We start from the raw sequence: 17,783 nt of genomic DNA on the forward strand, positions 1-17,783 counted from the left end.
ATTTTTTAAGCTTATACTGTAAGGACTTGAGATCGGTTTTATACCGCTTAAGTCCTTTTTTGTGTTAAAAATATTCCAAGATAATATTAATCCACAGGTGGATTCCGTGAGCCTCTTTCAAAATATCGTGATTATCTTAATACTCATCGCGGGGGCCGGTTTTTTATCATTAACTGAAATCGCGCTTGCAGGTGCCCGTAAAGTAAAGCTGAAAATTTTGGCTGAATCGGGGGATTACCGCGCGCAAAAAGTGCTCGATTTACAGGAAAACTCAGCAGATTTCTTTGCTGCCTCCCAAATTGGTCTGAATGCTGTCGCCATCCTTGGCGGTATTTTAGGTGAAGGGGCATTTCGTCCTTATTTCCTGGAATTTATCCGGCAGTTTTATCAGGGACCATGGGCGGATACTATCGGCTTTGCTCTCTCCTTCACTTTAGTCACCTCCCTGTTCATTCTGTTTGCCGACCTGATGCCAAAACGTCTAGCCATGATTGCACCAGAAAGTATTGCCATTTCGGTGATCAATCCGATTCAGGTCTTTATCAAAATCTGTAAGCCACTGGCATGGTTTATCAATGTGATTGCCAATACGCTGTTCCGCCTATTCAAGGTCAATACCACCCGTGAAGACAACATTACCTTTGATGATATTTCAGCGGTAATGGATGCGGGTGCACAGGCCGGTGTGTTGCAAAAACAGGAACACCATTTCATTGAAAATGTGTTTGAGCTTGAGGAGCGTACCGTTCCATCAAGTATGACCACACGTGAAAACGTGGTGTATTTCACCATCAATGAATCTGAAGAAAGTATTCGTCAGAAACTGGCAGAATTTCCATATTCCAAATTCCTAGTCTGTAATGGAAATATTGACCAGGTGATTGGCTACGTCGATGCCAAAGATATTCTGGTGCGGATTCTGAATAACCAGAGCCTTAATCAGCTGAATGAATCCACCATTCGTAATGTGCTGACCATTCCAGATACCTTAACCTTGTCTGAACTGCTGGACCGTTTCCGTTCAACCAAGGAAAAGTTTGCAGTGGTCATTAATGAATATGCACTGGTGGTCGGTGTGATTACTTTGTCAGATATCATGATCACCGTGATGGGCGACTGGGTAACGCCAATGGAAGAGGATCAGCAGATCATCAAGCGTGATGCGGACTCCTGGCTGATCGAAGGCAGCACGCCAATTGAAGACCTGAAACACGCGCTTGAAATTGATGAAATGCCGGAAGAAGAAAATTATGAAACCCTGGCTGGTTTTATGATGTACAAACTACGTAAGATTCCACGCCCGGCCGATATCGTGATGCATGGCGGCTATAAATTTGAAGTAGTTGACGTCGATCATTTTAAAATTGACCAGCTCCTAGTCACCCGATTGCTGGAACCGAATAAAAACAACGAAGAAGAATCAGAGTAATCTGGTTCTTCTTTTTTTCAATTGATAATAGAAAACCGAAGAATAAGAATAAGGTGATAAATGAATATTTTTGCGATCCTGGCTTGTCTCAGTTTTTACTCAGCACTGTATCTATTTTATTTTTTCTTTGTGCGCGAACAAAATCCCTTGCTGCTATTCGCTGCGATTGCCTTGTTGATCTTTACGATAATCCTGATTCCCTATCCGCATGAACACAGACGTCGTGGCTTTGACTCTACTTTAACTTGGGGAAACTATCTGCTCTATCCACTCATTACTTGGTGGAAAATATTTATCCTTCCCATCAGCTGGTTACTTGCCCTGATCTATAAGGATTAAAAAAGCACCCATTAGGGTGCTTGATCTTATTTACCAAACTTGCTGATCAGCTCATCCAGCACCGCCTGATAATGAATGCGGATATCATCTTCCAGAATCTTGTAGGCATTATCGAATTGCACCATAGGCCAGCCTTCTTTCCAGAACGGGAAGATATTGTGCAGGTCATGGGTCACAATCGCATCTTCATGCACGATCGCCTGCGCAATCTGTGCCAGCACAAAAGCAGTTTCCGCCCCATCAATCGCCAGATAATCAATCCCACGCGCTTTTAAAATACGGATACGGTCTTTCTTGTAGCGAATCTTTTTGATCTGAGCTTCGTTCAGGTTTAAAGCCAAGGCTACCGCTTCAACAAACTTAGCTTCAAATGACTGATGCAATGCAACCAATGCCTGCTTGTGCGCTTCCTGACGACCAGCTTTACCGCCCTGGCGAATAGTTTCTTTCGCTTCTTCATTCAGCACATCGTTTTTCATGCTTTGCAGGATGTCCAGAATTTCGATATCGCTTAATGTCGCAGGAGATTGATCAGTCATGAACTGTCCTTAAAAAATAGAATTTCAACAATGAGCTATTTTCGCATAATTCACACTGAAAAAGATAAATTCCTGCTGTTCACTGCATGATTTAATCCGTACGAGAATTTTCAGGAAAAATGCAGTGATTTACTCTATAGTAATGGTATTGATTTATCTCATAATTTAGCCTACATGCAAAACCAACAAGTAACTGTGCTGCTTCAACAACTTCAACTGCTCTACCCAACAGCATTCCGGCACAATTACCTGTTCTATGGCCAGATCAAAACCAAAGGCGTACTGGATGACCGCCGCGAGTTTATTCCCTGGATTCTGGCCTGCATGATCTTTATTCCGATCAGTTTTGCCCTCAAAGATGTATTGAGTAGTGTGCTAGCACCACTGAGTAGTTTTGAAGCCCATAGTTATGCCTGTCTGGCGATTCTGCTATTTCTAATGCTGGTGGTACCGTTCGTCATTAAGCAGATTCGTCATTCTTCACATTCCTTCTATCAGCATGTACGCCATACGCCAATCAAGCTGACTGCTGTGATTCTGCTGTTTGCATTGAATATTGAATTTCTGCACAGCCAATGGGTAATGTGGGTCTTGTTGTTCTTTGGTGTCAGTTTTGGTTTTGTGCGTTTTTATAAAGAAAATCTTTTCCGTCAAAATACGCAGGGCACCGAGCAGTATCAACTGCATCAGTTACGGAGGATCTGTTTCTGGGCATATAAGCAAAGCCGTTTGACCCGCTTGAAATTACGTTTGATGTCTGCCAACAATCCCAAATACCAGACTTTACAACGTCAACTGAATCAGTATGCAGATCTCTATAGCCAGTTACTCAAACTGGAACATCAATACTGCAAACGCATCAAGCATATTGATATCGAAAGCTATCTGGATGAGATGCTGTAGATTAAGCGATACGATCCAGCCTAGGCATTTTCTCTCGCTTTTTAAAATCAATAAATTGAATGAAAAGCCAACAAATAATGTGAAATCCGCTTGCCAAGAGCTTTCTGCTCATCTATGATGGCGCGCATGCCCGAGTGGTGAAATCGGTAGACACAGGGGATTTAAAATCCCCCGCCCTTCAAGGCGTGCCAGTTCGAGTCTGGCCTCGGGCACCATTTTAGTTCTGATTAAAATGCTACAAAGCAAAATCCCAGCGTGAGCTGGTTTTTTTGTATCCAAATTTCAAAATCGAACACTTCTTAGCCATGTCTGCATCTCGCTCCTTCGATCTAGCCAAACTTCAGTTACGCCATCCTGATGCGTTTTTTTGCACGCTCAGCTATAGCCGCTATAAATATTTGAATCAAACCATTGATCCATATTTATATTTGCGCATGGGTATTTTGATCCTGATCACGGGATTTTGCTGTCTGTGCTTCTCTTTGCCATTTTATCCTGACTTTGTCACTTCCAAGCACCAAGCGATTAGTGCAGGGATGATCGTGCTCATCAGTATGCTCTATCCTTATATCTGGCGTGCCCAGTATCAGGCCAAGTATAGTTCTGCGCGTTTCGCAAAACGTTTGCAACGCTGTTTATATATTCAAACCCTGATCGTGATCTTATCTTGGGTTAATTTCCAGCACTTTCATTCAATGGGCGGATTCAAGCGGCAAGTGCAACAGTATAAAAACCAGCCATAACTTCACTCGGTGTATACCAACCTAGCGTTTTTCTAGGACGATGGTTGAGTGCAAATTCTATCTGCTCTATTTGTTCGTTTGACACGTCATCAAACGATGATGATTTTGGCAGATATTGACGGATTAAACCATTCGTATTTTCATTTCTAGCTCGCTGAATAGACTTGTAAGGATCAGCAAAATACGTCTCTATCCCGGCATCAGTAATTCTTTTGTGTTCGGAAAATTCTTTACCATTATCAAATGTCACACTATAAGCATGGCTCATTCGTAAACGATCTAACGCACAAGTAATCGTTTGAGAGGATGCTCTCGTTGATCCTAAATGAACAATATGTACATACAGGCTCTTTCGATCAACAAGGGTTAATAAAGCACCTTTATGATGTTTACCAATCACCGTGTCACCTTCGAAATCTCCTAAACGTTGTCGTTGATCAATGACCTGGTCTCGACAGTGAATACTTGTTTTATCAATGATTTGCCCCCTACGATCCGTGTTTTTGTAACCTCGTTTTCGATATTTCTTCTGATGCCTTAAGTGTAGATGGAGTTTACCGCCTTTTGATTTATCTTGATAAATGTACTGGTAAATCCACTCATGTGAAGGTACATCCAGCCAACCGCGTTGTGTTAAAGCACCTGAAATTTGTTCTGGTGACCAGTCCAAGCCAATTAAATAATCAATATAGGCGAAGGCAAATGCTGTCATTGATGAGGAAGGACGGTACCGTCTTTGACTTGCAAATTTAGCTGCCTGTTGAGCCCTATATCCACGTTGCCCAGTATTTCTTTTTAATTCACGGTAGATGGTTGATCGTGAACGCCCTAACTCCCGAGCAAGGTTAGCGATTGAGCTTTTACTTTTCAAAGTAGCATAAATTTCGTATCTTTCATCTTGAGAAAGTTGGGTGTATTTCTTCATTGTGTGCTTTCCAATTGCGAGTTGAAAAAGTCTAATGATTCTATGAATACACCTAACTTTTTCAACTAACTACAAATGTGTCGCACTTGGGATTTGAATCTGCGATGTTTATCACTGTCCCTTGTCTGATCTTACTTGCTTTCGGCAGTTTTGTCGCAGTTTGGGTTGAACCTTGTTTTAGAAATTCAACCAGCAGCATCCTGCTGGTACGTTTGCAGAAAATCCGTCAACTGGCGTATTGGGCTTATCGTGAATCGCAAAGCAAACAGCCACAACCGGTCCCTCTTCAAAAGGATTTAAAAAAATATTATCTAGACTTGCATCAACGCTGCATGCAGGAAGAGCAGAAACTGCTGGATGAAATCCATTATAAAAACTTTAAAGATGCATTTTTAGACCATTAAAAAAAGCCCTGTTTTTACAGGGCTTTTTGTTACCATTCACGGTTGGTGATCAGCTCTTCCATTTCAATATTGAAGTATCCGTACTCCTGTACCACCATCATCATGGCTTCAGCAATATAGTCCGCTGCGGTATCGTCCAGTGAAGAATCCAGATCCTCAAACTGTGGCTTCATTTCATTGATCTCTGCCACAGTGGCATTGGCAAACTGGTAAATATCCTGTTCAGACAGACCAGCCTTAGATACCTTTTTGGCAAAGCGTTCAATGTGCTGCTTTACTTCAGCAACCAGAATATCGGGATAATATTCATCATCAAACATTGGGAGAAGTAAATCTGCAAACATACAGGCACTCTAGAATGATTAGGAGAATTTAAGCGTGCCTATATATCATATTGTCGCCTAAAAGCCAAACAGTGAAAGGTTTCCAATACTGAATCAACTAGAAATTACACTGCATTGCGCATCGCATTCCAGACTTTAAGCGCATCGCTGGTCGCTTTCACATCATGGGCACGTACCATACATGCACCTTGCTGAATACTGAGTAAATGCCCGGCAACTGAGCCAATTGCACGTTCTACTGCTTCCGCACCACCGAGTGCCTGTCCGATAAAACGTTTCCGCGATAAGGCCGACAGCATTGGATAGCCCAGCTCATTCAGCTTATACAGTTCATTCAATAATTTCAGATTCTGCTCAGCATTTTTGGCAAAGCCAAAGCCCGGATCAATCATGATGTGTTCGGCTTTTACACCAGCATCCAAGGCATCCTGAACACGCTGTTTCAGTTCAGCCATTACATCAATAGTGACATCCTCATACTGATCCAGATTATTCATGGTAGTTGGTTCACCCCGCATATGCATGATGATCACTGGAATATCCAGCTCAGCAGCTGTTTGTAGAGCATTTGGACGGGTTAGCGCACGCACATCATTCCAGATATGTGCACCTGCTTTTACAGCCGCCCTGATCACTTCGGGCTGTGAAGTATCAATCGAGATGATCACATCATGTTTAGATAGTTCTTCCACCACTGGAACTACACGACGGATTTCTTCTTCCACTTCCACAACTGATGCACCCGGGCGAGTGGACTCCCCTCCAACATCAATTACGGTGGCACCTTCAGCTATCATTTCCAATGCACGGGCAACAGCAGCATCTTTCGTATTGTGCTTACCACCATCACTAAAAGAATCTGGGGTGACATTTAAAATACCCATGACATGCGGCTGTGACAGATCCAGTTGTAAACGTCCAAAATTCCAGACACGTTGTGGCAATGGCGTCAGCTGCATGTTTGATCTCCTTGATAAATTTCCGACTCATTGTCCATGATCTGTGGGACAAAGCAAGCCCTATCCCCGAGAGACGTTAAGTGAGTTAATTGCGTGCCTCTAAAAAAGATTCTAGTTTATGTTTTACTTCAGGCCATTCTGACTGAAGAATGCTAAACATCACCGTGTCACGCACAGTCTTGCCATCTTTTCTTAAAGTATGACAACGCAGAATGCCATCCAGTTTGGCTCCTAAAGCCTGAATTGCAGCCTGACTACGCAGGTTCAAATGATCTGTTCTAAACGCAACCACTGGAGCATTTAAAGTCTCAAAAGCATGCTGCAATAAAAGGTATTTGCAGGCACGATTGACATGAGTTCCCTGAAAACTTTGCGCATACCAGGTATAGCCTATTTCTAGTCGTGGAATTTCTGGCTTGATGTCGTGATAGCTGGTTGAACCAATGGCTCGATTGGTCTGTTCATCGATCACAGCAAAAGGAATTCGTTCACCCTTTGCCTGCTGTTCTAAAGCTTTTTCAATATACGCTTCAACCGTATGCGGATAAGGGGCAGAGGTATAGAAAATATCACCGAGATTGCCATCAGAACAGGCAGTCTTCAAGTCTTCTGCATGTTCTAAATTTAAAGGTTCTAGCCGTACTCCATATCCCCTCAATACTGGCGCATGCATATCCATCAAATTTGTTCCTTTTTATATTTATATTTTCAACAATTTAACATGCTTGAATAGTTTTCTACAGGTATAAAAAAACCACCCGCAGGTGGTTTTTTTAGATTCAGCTTAGTTCGCTGGCAATGGCGGAGGAGTCAGTGGACCATCCTTCGGCGTTACATCAATCACAGGATTGTCTGCAACATATACCTTCGGTGGTTGAGGCTCACGGCCTTCCATAATGTCACGGATTTGTTCGCGATCGATGGTTTCCCATTCAAGCAGCGCTTTTACCATTGCATGGGCGATGTCCTTGTTATTTTCAAGAATGTCACGAGCAACGTGATATTGCTGATCAATGATACGGCGAATTTCAGCATCCACCTGTTGCTGGGTGGCTTCTGAAATGGTACGGCTACCGATGCTGCCCATGAATGACTGTTGTGAATCATCTTCATAGACCATTACACCCAGTTTTTCAGACATACCGTATTTGGTGACCATCGCACGTGCCATTTTAGTTGCACGCTCGAAGTCGTTCGAAGCCCCAGTAGACATTTGGTTGATGAATACTTCTTCTGCGATACGACCACCAAAGAGGATGGCAATGTCATTCAGCATCTTGTCTTTGTAATGGCTAGTCTGGTCAAACTCAGGCAACTGCCAGGTTACACCCAATGCCCAGCCACGCGGCATGATGGTGACTTTATGCACAGGATCTGTACCCGGAAGCATTTCAGCCACAATCGCATGTCCTGCTTCATGGTAAGCCGTCGCACGACGTTCTTCTTCACGAAGTACCATCGATTTACGTTCAGGACCCATGTACAGCTTGTCTTTGGCATCTTCAAAGTCGTGCATGTCGACAGTGTTCTTGTTACGACGTGCAGCAAACAATGCAGCTTCGTTGACAAGGTTAGCCAACTGCGCACCTGAGAAGCCTGGAGTACCACGAGCCAGGACTTTCACATCCACGCCAGTGATTGAAGGCAGTTTTTTCAGGTGTACATTCAGAATCTGTTCACGACCTTTGATATCTGGCAGACCAACCATTACTTGACGGTCGAAACGGCCTGGACGAAGTAAGGCTTTATCCAGTACATCGGCACGGTTAGTTGCCGCAATGACGATAATACCTTCGTTACCTTCGAAACCGTCCATTTCTACCAGCATCTGGTTCAGGGTCTGTTCACGTTCGTCGTGACCACCACCTGTACCCGAACCACGGTGACGACCGACTGCATCAATCTCATCAATAAAGATGATACATGGAGCATGGCGTTTTGCCTGTTCGAACATGTCACGTACGCGAGATGCACCGACACCCACGAACATTTCTACGAAGTCAGAACCGGAAATACTAAAGAAAGGAACTTTGGCTTCACCAGCAATCGCTTTAGCAAGCAAGGTTTTACCTGTACCTGGAGGACCGACCATCAGGACGCCCTTAGGAATAGTCGCGCCCAGACGTTTAAATTTTGCTGGATCTTTCAGGAAGTCAACGATTTCGACCACTTCCTGTTTTGCTTCATCACAACCGGCAACATCAGCAAAAGTGACTTTAATCTGGTCTTCAGACAGCATTTTCGCCTTCGATTTACCAAAGCTCATCGGGCCATTTTTGCCGCCTGCACCGCCACCCATGTTGCGCATAAAGAACATGAATAACAAAATGATTAAAAGCACAGGGAAACTTGCGATAAGCAGTTGCATGAGCAAGCCTTGACGCTGTGGTGCAGTACCTTCTACCACAACGTTATTCTTGATCAGGCTAGGCATCAGTTCAGGATCCTGAACTGCCGGGCGAATGCTTTCAAACTCTGAACCGTTTGATTTCTCACCACGAATTCTTTCGCCATCTATTGTCACTTGCTTAATCTGGCCGTCATTCACCGCGGCAACGAACTCTGAATAGTTCATTGTTTGCGGCTGATTACGATCACTGACGTTACTGAAGATCAGTACCAGCACGCCCAGTATCACGAGCCACAATACGGCATTCTTAAAAAGATCGCTCAAAGCTTTATTCCCATTTCCAATCTAATTTGATCATGCCCTTACGGGGTGACCTAAGTTTCCAAGTTGCGTGCAACTTGTAATATTAAAAACGTACAAAATGCACAATTTTTAGCGTGTTGGCAAGTAGACTTTATTGAGAAGCCTTCTTGCGCCCCTGCCCGACCAGAAATACTTCTTTCGAGCGTGCACGCGATGCTGCAGGTTTTGCCGTTTTTAGGACATCAAAACTGTTAACGACTTCTTTACGGAATTCATCAAAGCCTGTGCCCTGGAATACTTTCACTACAAACTGACCTTTAGGACCCAAGACCTTATTGGCAAAGTCCAAAGCCAGTTCGCATAAATAGATCTGACGCGGTTGATCGACAGCCCTATTACCTGATGTATTGGGGGCCATATCGGAAATTACAACGTCTACGGTACGTCCATCTAAAATATTTAACAATTTATCGAACACTTCCTGCTCACGAAAGTCGCCTTGCAAGAAGGTTACGTCTGGCAGTGCATCCATTTCTAAAATGTCAGATGCAATCACCAGACCTTTGGGACCAACCAGTTTTCCAGCGATTTGTGACCAGCTACCTGGCGCTGCGCCCAAATCGACTACGGTCATGCCTGGTTTAATGATGCTGTATTTTTCTTGGATTTCAAGAAGCTTATACGCTGCACGTGCCCGATAACCTTCTTTTTGCGCTTTCTTCACATAAAAGTCATCGAGATGCTCTCTCATCCACGCACGACTACTTTTGGATAACTTTTGGTTGGTAATGCGTGTTGCCATAACTCTCTAAATAAAAAAAACTTCCAATTGTTAATTGTACGTGAAAAACACATGATTTGCAGTATTCATCTGTATCTAAATCGAAGACCAAACGTTGCATTTTTTATGATTTGATCCGGATTATTTGCCCAGAATTTAAAGCGTTTGTTTTTCGCTTTTGCTATACTAAGCCGTTTTTAAAATCAGGTTATCTCTCATGGCGTCTTTATCTATTCAGGAACGTAAACGTTTACGTCAAATCGGACATGCATTAAACCCAGTGGTAATGCTTGGTGACAAGGGCCTGACTGAAAGCGTAGTCGAAGAACTGGAACGTGCCCTGAACGATCACGAACTGATTAAAGTGAAAGTCGTTGCCGAAGACCGTGAAGCGCGTGCTGCACTGATCACCGACATCATTGAAGCAACAGGTGCTGAACTGGTTCAAACCATCGGTAAAATTGCTCTGCTTTATAAGAAAGCTCCGAAACAGAATCAAAAACTGTCTAACCTTGTTCGTTTTGCTCACTTGTCTAACTAAGTTCAGGATTTATGGCTAGTTACGAACTCAATGCATTCGATCGTCGCTTTCAGGCGATTTCTCTGGTTGGTGCCATCGAACAGCAAAGTCCATTTATATTAAATGTAGGTTACTGGCTACGTGACCCGAACCAGTATGTGCTCTGGCCAGATCTGGTCGCAGCACATCCCCGTCAGGATTATTTGTGGGAACAGACCTGTTTCGAAATCTTTATTGGGGTTCGGGACGAGGACTTTTATCGCGAGATCAATCTCTCTCCTTCACAGGCCTGGCAGGCGTATCAGTTTGAAGAATACCGCTATCCGGAAGATATGCCACCGCAACCGGCTTATGACATTGATCTGGTTCAGCTCAAACGTACCCATTACGGCATGAATGTCAGTCTGGATCTGACCGACTTTATGAACCAGCACAAGCTGAAATGGTCAGATCTGTTTATTGGCCTGTCTGCGGTGTTAAAAACCTCGCAGGGTGAGCATTACTATGCTATGCAGCACAGCAGCTCTCAGGCAGATTTTCATAACAAGCGTGACTGGTTGCATGTGTTCTAAGTTAAAACTTAGCGGATATAGCATGAAAAAACCTGAGCTCGAATGAACTCAGGTTTTTTATTGAGTTTATAAATAATGGTGGGTTTTGGTTGCTTCAGCGGAATGCTGTAGTCGTGCATTTTTCTGGATTGTAGTGACTGCAACATAAAGGATAAGAGTAAGTGTCATCGCAATTACGGAAATTGCGGCCTGTAATGCGCTGAGAGAAGCAAAACTCAGCAGTACCACGACAAGGTAAGCTAGACGGCTTTTCCAGGATTCAAGATTCAGAACCATGATCAAGGCGAGTAATACCATTGCCGCAACAAGATGATCGTGCATCATGACCCCCTATTATAATTGTATGAGTCAGTGTTGCGTTGAACGCAAAAGGAGAACTTGCATGTTCCCCCTCGGCTCATTTTTTGTTTTTATAAGATTTTAGCTTTTTAATTCTGTTTCTTTTTCTTCAGTTTCTCCTTTTACAACGACCGGTTTGACTTTCTTCAATACTTCAATGGTGCTGTCTTTGGAACGTTTTAGGGTTTCAGTCAGATGATCCTTGTGCTTGGTCGAGATCTGGGTCACATCTTCTTTTAATTCTTTGCCCAGTTTAGAAAGGTCATCAATCACTGCTGTAAATTCAGTTTTGATAAAGCTGGTCAGTTCATTTAGCTCGGTTTGTGAACCAAACAACTGCTCTTTTAGCGTATCGATCTTCTGCAGTAAATCCTGTTTGAATTGAGTCAGTTGTTCAGTCACGGTACCGCTGAGTTTTTTCACTTCAGCTTCAATATTTTCTTTGCTTTCCCCAAGTGTTTCTACCACCTGCTCTTTAGCTTCGACGGCTGCTTTTTCAAGCTGCTCGGCAGATTCGGTGACAACGACGTTAAGCGACTTTTTGGATGCTGTTGTTTTATTTGTTGTAGCCATGTCTTTTGCCTATGTAGTTATATTGAGACAACTTCATACTAGACGATCCGATAAAATTTAAGACTTGATTTGTCTGACAATTCTCAAATGGTTACATTTTTTAACATTGATCGTAAAACAGACTTTCAGTCAAAAAGCAAGGAATTTATCTATCATATTCTCTATTAGTTGATTGGACATTTTCAGACTTCATGCGTATAATGCGCTGTTGAGTCAAGCGAGCAGATGTAGGGAGGGTAGGTTAAAACATAGCCTTCCTTTTTTTTCATCTACTCGCTTTTTTACAGCCTAAATTTCAGGAGCTTTGGTTTGAGCACCCTCGCCATTTTAGCCCTTGCCGACGGTACGATCTTTAAAGGAACGTCTATCGGTGCATCGGGATGTACGACAGGTGAAGTCGTTTTTAATACTGCCATGACTGGCTATCAAGAAATTTTGACTGACCCAAGTTATGCACAACAATTAGTGACTTTAACTTACCCTCACATTGGGAACACTGGTTGTAACGACGAAGATTCAGAATCTGGTCGTATTCATAAAGTATGGGCCAACGGTTTAATTATCCGTGACCTTCCTTTATTGCATAGCAACTTCCGATCAACGCAATCTTTAAGTGAATATTTAAAAGAACACAATGTAGTTGCGATTGCAGACATCGATACCCGAAAACTGACTCGAATCCTGCGTGCTAAGGGCGCGCAAAACGGTTGTATCCTTGTTGGCGAAAACATCACTGAAGAAGAAGCGCTAGAAAAAGCACGCGCATTCGGTGGGTTAAATGGTTTAGACCTGGCTAAAGAATGCTGTGATCCTGAAGGTTTTGAATGGACTGAAGGCTCATGGGAACTTGGCAAAGGCTTCGCTCAACCTGAACTTAAATACCATGTTGTTGCATACGATTACGGTGTCAAAACCAACATCTTGCGTATGCTTGCAGACCGCGGTTGTAAACTGACTGTTGTCCCTGCACAAACTCCTGCTGAAAAAGTACTGGCCCTGAATCCGGACGGTGTATTCCTGTCTAACGGTCCTGGCGACCCAGCAGCATGTGATTACGCGATTGAAGCTGTAAAAACAATTGTTGAAACAACTGAAATTCCAGTATTTGGTATCTGCCTAGGCCACCAAATCCTTGCGCTGGCATCTGGTGCTAAAACTGTGAAAATGCCTCACGGTCACCACGGCGCCAACCATCCTGTACAAAACATCGAAGATGGTACAGTGATGATTACTTCTCAGAACCACGGCTTCGCAGTGGATGCAGAAACTTTACCTGCAAACCTGAAAGCAACTCACAAGTCGCTGTTCGACCAAACCCTTCAGGGTATCCATCGTACAGACAAGCCTGCATTCAGCTTCCAGGGTCACCCTGAAGCCAGCCCAGGTCCACACGACTGTGCCCCACTGTTCGATCATTTCATCGAACTTATCGAAGCATCTAAGAAGTAATTAAGGAGCGAAATAATGCCAAAGCGTACGGATATTAAAAGCATCTTAATTATTGGTGCTGGTCCTATTGTTATCGGTCAGGCGTGTGAGTTTGACTATTCTGGTGCACAAGCATGTAAAGCGCTGCGTGAAGAAGGTTACCGCGTTATCCTGGTAAACTCCAACCCAGCAACCATCATGACTGACCCAGCAATGGCGGATGCAACTTATATCGAGCCAATCACCTGGCAGACTGTTGCTGCGATCATTGAAAAAGAACGTCCAGATGCTGTTCTGCCAACTATGGGTGGTCAGACTGCACTGAACTGTGCACTGGCACTGGATGCCAACGGTGTATTAGCAAAATACAATGTTGAATTGATCGGTGCGACTAAAGAAGCAATCGAAAAAGCAGAAGACCGTAAACTGTTTGACCAAGCAATGCGCAAAATTGGTCTTGAATGTCCAAAAGCTGCGATTGCTGAATCAATGGAAGAAGCGCTGGAAATCCAGGCTCGCTTCGGTTTCCCTGTAATTATCCGTCCATCATTCACTATGGGTGGTTCAGGCGGTGGTATTGCTTACAACCGTGAAGAATTCCTAGAAATCTGTGAACGTGGTTTCGACCTCTCTCCTACTCACCAGTTACTGATTGATGAATCACTGATTGGCTGGAAAGAGTACGAAATGGAAGTTGTACGTGACAAAAACGACAACTGTATCATCGTATGTTCAATCGAAAACTTCGACCCAATGGGCGTGCACACTGGTGACTCAATTACAGTTGCTCCAGCACAAACATTGACTGACAAAGAATACCAGTTGATGCGTAATGCATCTCTAGCAGTTCTGCGTGAAATTGGCGTGGAAACTGGTGGTTCTAACGTACAGTTCGGTATCAACCCGAAAGATGGCCGTATGGTAATCATCGAGATGAACCCTCGTGTATCTCGTTCATCTGCACTGGCGTCTAAAGCAACTGGTTTCCCTATCGCTAAAGTGGCTGCGAAACTGGCGGTAGGTTATACCCTTGATGAACTGAAAAACGACATCACTGGTGGCGTAACTCCAGCATCTTTCGAACCATCGATCGACTACGTGGTGACTAAAGTTCCTCGTTTCAACTTCGAAAAATTCCCGCAAGCTGACGCGACTTTGACTACACAGATGAAATCTGTAGGTGAAGTCATGGCAATCGGCCGTAACTTCCAGGAATCTGTAAACAAAGCACTTCGCGGCCTTGAGGTTGGCGCTTCTGGTTTCGACGAGAAAATTGCGGTGGGTACTGAAGGTGCTCGCGAGAAGATCCTTCAAGAACTTAAAGTTCCAGGTCCAGAGCGTATCTGGTATGTGGCTGACGCATTCCGTCACGGCTTCACTTTAGATGAAGTATTTGAAGCAACTAAGATCGACCGCTGGTTCCTGATCCAGATCGAAGACATCGTAAAAACCGAAGAACAGATCAAAACTTTAGGTTTCGGTGATCTGAACGCTGACAATATCCGTGCGTTCAAACGCAAAGGTTTATCTGACCTTCGCATTGCCAACCTGATGGGTATTTCACAAAAACAATTCCGTAAACACCGTTGGAACCTGGGCGTAACTCCAGTGTACAAACGTGTAGATACATGTGCTGCTGAATTCGAATCTGATACTGCTTACATGTACTCAACTTACGATGAAGAGTGTGAATCTAATCCGTCTAACCGTGACAAGATCATGGTGATCGGTGGCGGTCCTAACCGTATCGGTCAAGGTATTGAATTCGACTACTGCTGTGTACACGCTGCCCTGGCAATGCGTGATGACGGTTATGAAACAATCATGGTGAACTGTAACCCTGAAACTGTTTCTACCGACTATGACACTTCAGACCGTCTGTACTTCGAACCGATTACACTGGAAGACGTTCTTGAAATCGTACGTACTGAAAAGCCAAAAGGCATTATCGTTCAGTACGGCGGTCAGACTCCATTGAAACTGGCTCGTGCTTTGGAAGAAGCTGGTGCGCCAATTATCGGTACATCTCCAGACGCGATTGACCGTGCAGAAGACCGTGAACGTTTCCAACAAATGATTCAACGTCTGCAACTGCGTCAACCAAACAACAGCATCGTGAAATCTGCTGAAGAAGGTATCGCGGAAGCGGCTAAAGTGGGTTACCCACTGGTGGTACGTCCTTCATACGTACTGGGTGGCCGTGCGATGGAAATCGTATATAACGAAGACGAACTGAAACGTTACCTTCGTGATGCGGTTCAAGCGTCTAACGATGCACCTGTACTGCTTGACCACTTCTTGGATGATGCGATCGAAGTCGACGTAGACTGCGTATCTGATGGTAAAGATGTGGTGATCGGCGGTATCATGCAGCACATCGAACAAGCAGGTATCCACTCTGGTGACTCAGCATGTTCTATTCCTCCTTACTCTCTGTCTAAAGAAGTTCAGGACGAAATGCGTCGTCAAACCGTGGCTATGGCGAAAGAGCTTGGCGTAATCGGTCTGATGAACGTTCAGTTCGCGGTGAAAGGTGATGACGTTTACATCCTGGAAGTGAATCCACGTGCGTCTCGTACTGTTCCGTTCGTTTCTAAATGTATCGGCGAATCTTTAGCGAAAGTTGCTGCACGTTGTATGGCTGGTCAGTCTCTTGAGTCTCAAGGCTTTACCAAAGAGATTATTCCAGAGCACTTCTCTGTGAAAGAAGCAGTGTTCCCATTCAACAAATTCCCTGGTGTTGACCCTATCCTTGGACCTGAAATGAAATCTACAGGTGAAGTGATGGGTGTTGGTAAAACATTCGGTGAAGCGTTCTACAAAGCTGTTTTAGGCTCTAACGATCGCTTGCCAGGTCTGCCAACCGAAGGCGAAGTGAAACATGCATTCATCTCTGTACGTGATTCTGATAAACCACGTGCGGTTGGTATTGCGAAGCAGCTTGCTGACTTTGGCTTCAAGATCGTCGCTACTGGCGGTACTTACGATGTCATCAAAGCAGCTGGTATCGAATGTGAACGTGTGAATAAAGTAACCGAAGGTCGTCCAAATATTGTGGACCGCTTGAAAAATGGCGAAATTCACCTCATTATCAATACCACTGAAGGCAAGCAAGCTCAGCAGGATTCATTCTCGATCCGTCGTTCAGCGCTTCAAGGTAAGGTGTACCACACCACTACCCTGAACGGTGCTGAGGCTGTATGCCAAGCTTTAGCGATTAAATTGCCAATGGATGTATATCGTTTGCAAGACTTACAAAGCGTAGGTTAATCCGTTTCCAAGAAGTCCCGCCACCTTCTTGGTGGCGGGCTTTTTTTCATTTATAGACTTTGTATTTTTAAATACTGACTTTTTTGAGGGACAACTATGCAACGTTATCCTATGACTCCTGAAGGCAAAGTAGCCTTAGAGAAAGAATTACACCAACTGAAAACAGTTGAACGTCCACGTATCACCGCTGCCATTGCAGAGGCACGTGAGCACGGAGATCTTAAGGAAAATGCGGAATACCATGCTGCACGTGAACAGCAGGGTTTCTGTGAAGGCCGTATTCAGGACATCGAAGGTAAGCTTGGTGCTTGCCAGGTCATCGATGTAAAAGCACTTGAGCAAAATGGCCGCGTTGTATTTGGTGTGACAGTGACCATTGAGAACCTGGACACTGAAGAACGCAAAACTTATAAAATCGTTGGCGATGACGAAGCAGACTTCAAGATCAATAAAATCTCTGTGAACTCTCCAATCGCGCGTGGTCTTCTGGGCAAAAATGAAGGCGATGAAGTGAAAATCGTCACTCCACAAGGCGAAGTGGAATACGAAATCGTGAGCGTTGAATATATCTAAGTTTTATTTATAGATATTTACGGCTGTAAGACCCCTCGGATGAGGGGTTTTTTGTAAAAATTCCTTTAAAATAAAAATTAAGACAATTTTCTAAAAATTATAAAATGAAATGATCAAAAATCTCATAATTACAATCTCATTACTTTTGTTTAGTACTAATATTCTAGCTCGTGGATATAGAGGTAACTCAGATACATTCACTAATCTAATTTTTGGAGTTATTCTCGCAATTGGCTCATTATGCTTTTATTTTTATTCTTATGTAAATTGGCAAGAAAGGCAAAAAAATAATGAACAACCATCTGATAAAGATGGCTTAAGTGATTGGATCTTTACTGTTTTTGGTTATGCTATCATCGCTCTATTTGCATCATTCCCTGTAGCCTTAATTTTAAAACCCTTTATACAAGTTGATGGTAGATTCACTATTTTATTTTATACATTCCCGATAATGTTTGGCCTATTATATTTCCTTCGCAGAACTTAAAA

The 17,783-nt window shown here is 43.6% G+C and carries 20 protein-coding genes and 1 tRNA gene; 12 read left to right on the top strand and 9 right to left on the bottom strand.

What is annotated here, in order from left to right; translation table 11 throughout:
• Positions 1–106 precede the first annotated feature (106 nt).
• Together ABEF84_RS11110 and ABEF84_RS11115 are read left to right on the top strand one after the other, a co-directional pair.
• Positions 107–1,429: a hemolysin family protein gene (locus tag ABEF84_RS11110; protein ID WP_034585338.1), complete on the top strand. Its 1,323-nt coding sequence runs from the start codon at positions 107–109 to the stop codon at positions 1,427–1,429.
• 60 nt (positions 1,430–1,489) lie between these two features.
• Positions 1,490–1,768 carry a hypothetical protein gene (locus tag ABEF84_RS11115; protein WP_034585309.1) on the top strand — a complete coding sequence of 93 codons (279 nt, stop codon included), beginning with the start codon at positions 1,490–1,492 and terminating at the stop codon, positions 1,766–1,768.
• Positions 1,769–1,794: 26 nt separating this feature from the next.
• On the opposite strand, the gene ABEF84_RS11120 is transcribed toward ABEF84_RS11115, so the two are convergent.
• On the bottom strand, positions 1,795–2,307 hold the full coding sequence (locus ABEF84_RS11120) for a hypothetical protein (protein WP_034585306.1): 513 nt from the start codon (positions 2,305–2,307) through the stop codon (positions 1,795–1,797).
• Between the two features lie 174 nt (positions 2,308–2,481).
• Here ABEF84_RS11120 and ABEF84_RS11125 point away from each other — a divergent pair, with 174 nt between their 5' ends.
• The 3 genes from ABEF84_RS11125 (at position 2,482) to ABEF84_RS11135 (ending at position 3,953) form a co-directional block, all read left to right on the top strand.
• Positions 2,482–3,210: a hypothetical protein gene (locus ABEF84_RS11125; RefSeq protein WP_347454803.1), complete on the top strand. Its 729-nt coding sequence runs from the start codon at positions 2,482–2,484 to the stop codon at positions 3,208–3,210.
• A gap of 128 nt (positions 3,211–3,338) precedes the next feature.
• A tRNA-Leu gene (locus ABEF84_RS11130) sits at positions 3,339–3,425 on the top strand.
• A gap of 90 nt (positions 3,426–3,515) precedes the next feature.
• Positions 3,516–3,953 carry a hypothetical protein gene (locus ABEF84_RS11135; RefSeq protein ID WP_347454802.1) on the top strand — a complete coding sequence of 146 codons (438 nt, stop codon included), beginning with the start codon at positions 3,516–3,518 and terminating at the stop codon, positions 3,951–3,953.
• Here ABEF84_RS11135 and ABEF84_RS11140 read toward each other — a convergent pair.
• Positions 3,916–4,878, bottom strand: coding sequence for an IS30-like element IS18 family transposase (locus tag ABEF84_RS11140; RefSeq protein ID WP_075174500.1), 963 nt, complete (start codon positions 4,876–4,878; stop codon positions 3,916–3,918). The genes ABEF84_RS11135 and ABEF84_RS11140 overlap by 38 nt on opposite strands.
• A gap of 104 nt (positions 4,879–4,982) precedes the next feature.
• Between ABEF84_RS11140 and ABEF84_RS11145 the strand changes: the two genes are divergently transcribed.
• Complete coding sequence (locus ABEF84_RS11145) at positions 4,983–5,282, top strand: hypothetical protein (protein WP_347454801.1); 300 nt, start codon at positions 4,983–4,985, stop codon at positions 5,280–5,282.
• Between the two features lie 29 nt (positions 5,283–5,311).
• Here the strand turns inward: ABEF84_RS11145 and ABEF84_RS11150 are convergent, their stop codons facing one another.
• The 5 genes from ABEF84_RS11150 to rlmE all read right to left on the bottom strand — a co-directional run bounded on the left by ABEF84_RS11150 (position 5,312) and on the right by rlmE (position 10,040).
• The gene (locus tag ABEF84_RS11150) at positions 5,312–5,626 is read right to left on the bottom strand and encodes a DUF5713 family protein (RefSeq protein WP_347454800.1); all 315 of its coding nucleotides are present in this window, start codon (positions 5,624–5,626) and stop codon (positions 5,312–5,314) included.
• Positions 5,627–5,730: 104 nt separating this feature from the next.
• Positions 5,731–6,585 (bottom strand): dihydropteroate synthase, encoded by an 855-nt coding sequence (gene folP, locus ABEF84_RS11155; RefSeq protein ID WP_347454799.1) that lies wholly within the window; start codon positions 6,583–6,585, stop codon positions 5,731–5,733.
• Positions 6,586–6,670: 85 nt separating this feature from the next.
• Positions 6,671–7,258 carry a GNAT family protein gene (locus ABEF84_RS11160; RefSeq protein ID WP_347454968.1) on the bottom strand — a complete coding sequence of 196 codons (588 nt, stop codon included), beginning with the start codon at positions 7,256–7,258 and terminating at the stop codon, positions 6,671–6,673.
• A 111-nt stretch (positions 7,259–7,369) separates the two neighbouring features.
• Positions 7,370–9,259 (bottom strand): ATP-dependent zinc metalloprotease FtsH, encoded by a 1,890-nt coding sequence (ftsH, locus tag ABEF84_RS11165; protein ID WP_347454798.1) that lies wholly within the window; start codon positions 9,257–9,259, stop codon positions 7,370–7,372.
• Between the two features lie 130 nt (positions 9,260–9,389).
• Complete coding sequence (gene rlmE, locus ABEF84_RS11170) at positions 9,390–10,040, bottom strand: 23S rRNA (uridine(2552)-2'-O)-methyltransferase RlmE (protein WP_347454797.1); 651 nt, start codon at positions 10,038–10,040, stop codon at positions 9,390–9,392.
• A 196-nt stretch (positions 10,041–10,236) separates the two neighbouring features.
• Between rlmE and yhbY the strand changes: the two genes are divergently transcribed.
• Positions 10,237–10,560: a ribosome assembly RNA-binding protein YhbY gene (gene yhbY, locus ABEF84_RS11175; protein ID WP_034583053.1), complete on the top strand. Its 324-nt coding sequence runs from the start codon at positions 10,237–10,239 to the stop codon at positions 10,558–10,560.
• 11 nt (positions 10,561–10,571) lie between these two features.
• Positions 10,572–11,111: a DOMON-like domain-containing protein gene (locus ABEF84_RS11180; protein ID WP_034583051.1), complete on the top strand. Its 540-nt coding sequence runs from the start codon at positions 10,572–10,574 to the stop codon at positions 11,109–11,111.
• A 66-nt stretch (positions 11,112–11,177) separates the two neighbouring features.
• On the opposite strand, the gene ABEF84_RS11185 is transcribed toward ABEF84_RS11180, so the two are convergent.
• The gene (locus ABEF84_RS11185) at positions 11,178–11,435 is read right to left on the bottom strand and encodes a hypothetical protein (protein ID WP_171077653.1); all 258 of its coding nucleotides are present in this window, start codon (positions 11,433–11,435) and stop codon (positions 11,178–11,180) included.
• 96 nt (positions 11,436–11,531) lie between these two features.
• On the bottom strand, positions 11,532–12,023 hold the full coding sequence (locus tag ABEF84_RS11190) for a hypothetical protein (RefSeq protein WP_034583049.1): 492 nt from the start codon (positions 12,021–12,023) through the stop codon (positions 11,532–11,534).
• A 309-nt stretch (positions 12,024–12,332) separates the two neighbouring features.
• On the opposite strand from ABEF84_RS11190, the gene carA reads away from it, so the two are divergent.
• The 4 genes from carA to ABEF84_RS15640 all read left to right on the top strand — a co-directional run bounded on the left by carA (position 12,333) and on the right by ABEF84_RS15640 (position 17,781).
• Positions 12,333–13,472, top strand: coding sequence for a glutamine-hydrolyzing carbamoyl-phosphate synthase small subunit (gene carA / locus ABEF84_RS11195; protein WP_034583048.1), 1,140 nt, complete (start codon positions 12,333–12,335; stop codon positions 13,470–13,472).
• 15 nt (positions 13,473–13,487) lie between these two features.
• The gene (carB, locus tag ABEF84_RS11200; protein WP_034583047.1) at positions 13,488–16,721 is read left to right on the top strand and encodes a carbamoyl-phosphate synthase large subunit; all 3,234 of its coding nucleotides are present in this window, start codon (positions 13,488–13,490) and stop codon (positions 16,719–16,721) included.
• Positions 16,722–16,817: 96 nt separating this feature from the next.
• Positions 16,818–17,294 carry a transcription elongation factor GreA gene (gene greA / locus ABEF84_RS11205; protein WP_034583045.1) on the top strand — a complete coding sequence of 159 codons (477 nt, stop codon included), beginning with the start codon at positions 16,818–16,820 and terminating at the stop codon, positions 17,292–17,294.
• Positions 17,295–17,403: 109 nt separating this feature from the next.
• Complete coding sequence (locus tag ABEF84_RS15640) at positions 17,404–17,781, top strand: putative four-helix membrane protein (protein WP_052127869.1); 378 nt, start codon at positions 17,404–17,406, stop codon at positions 17,779–17,781.
• Positions 17,782–17,783 lie beyond the last annotated feature (2 nt).

It is taken from the genome of Acinetobacter sp. ANC 7912 (assembly GCF_039862785.1).
Lineage (GTDB): Bacteria > Pseudomonadota > Gammaproteobacteria > Pseudomonadales > Moraxellaceae > Acinetobacter > Acinetobacter thermotolerans.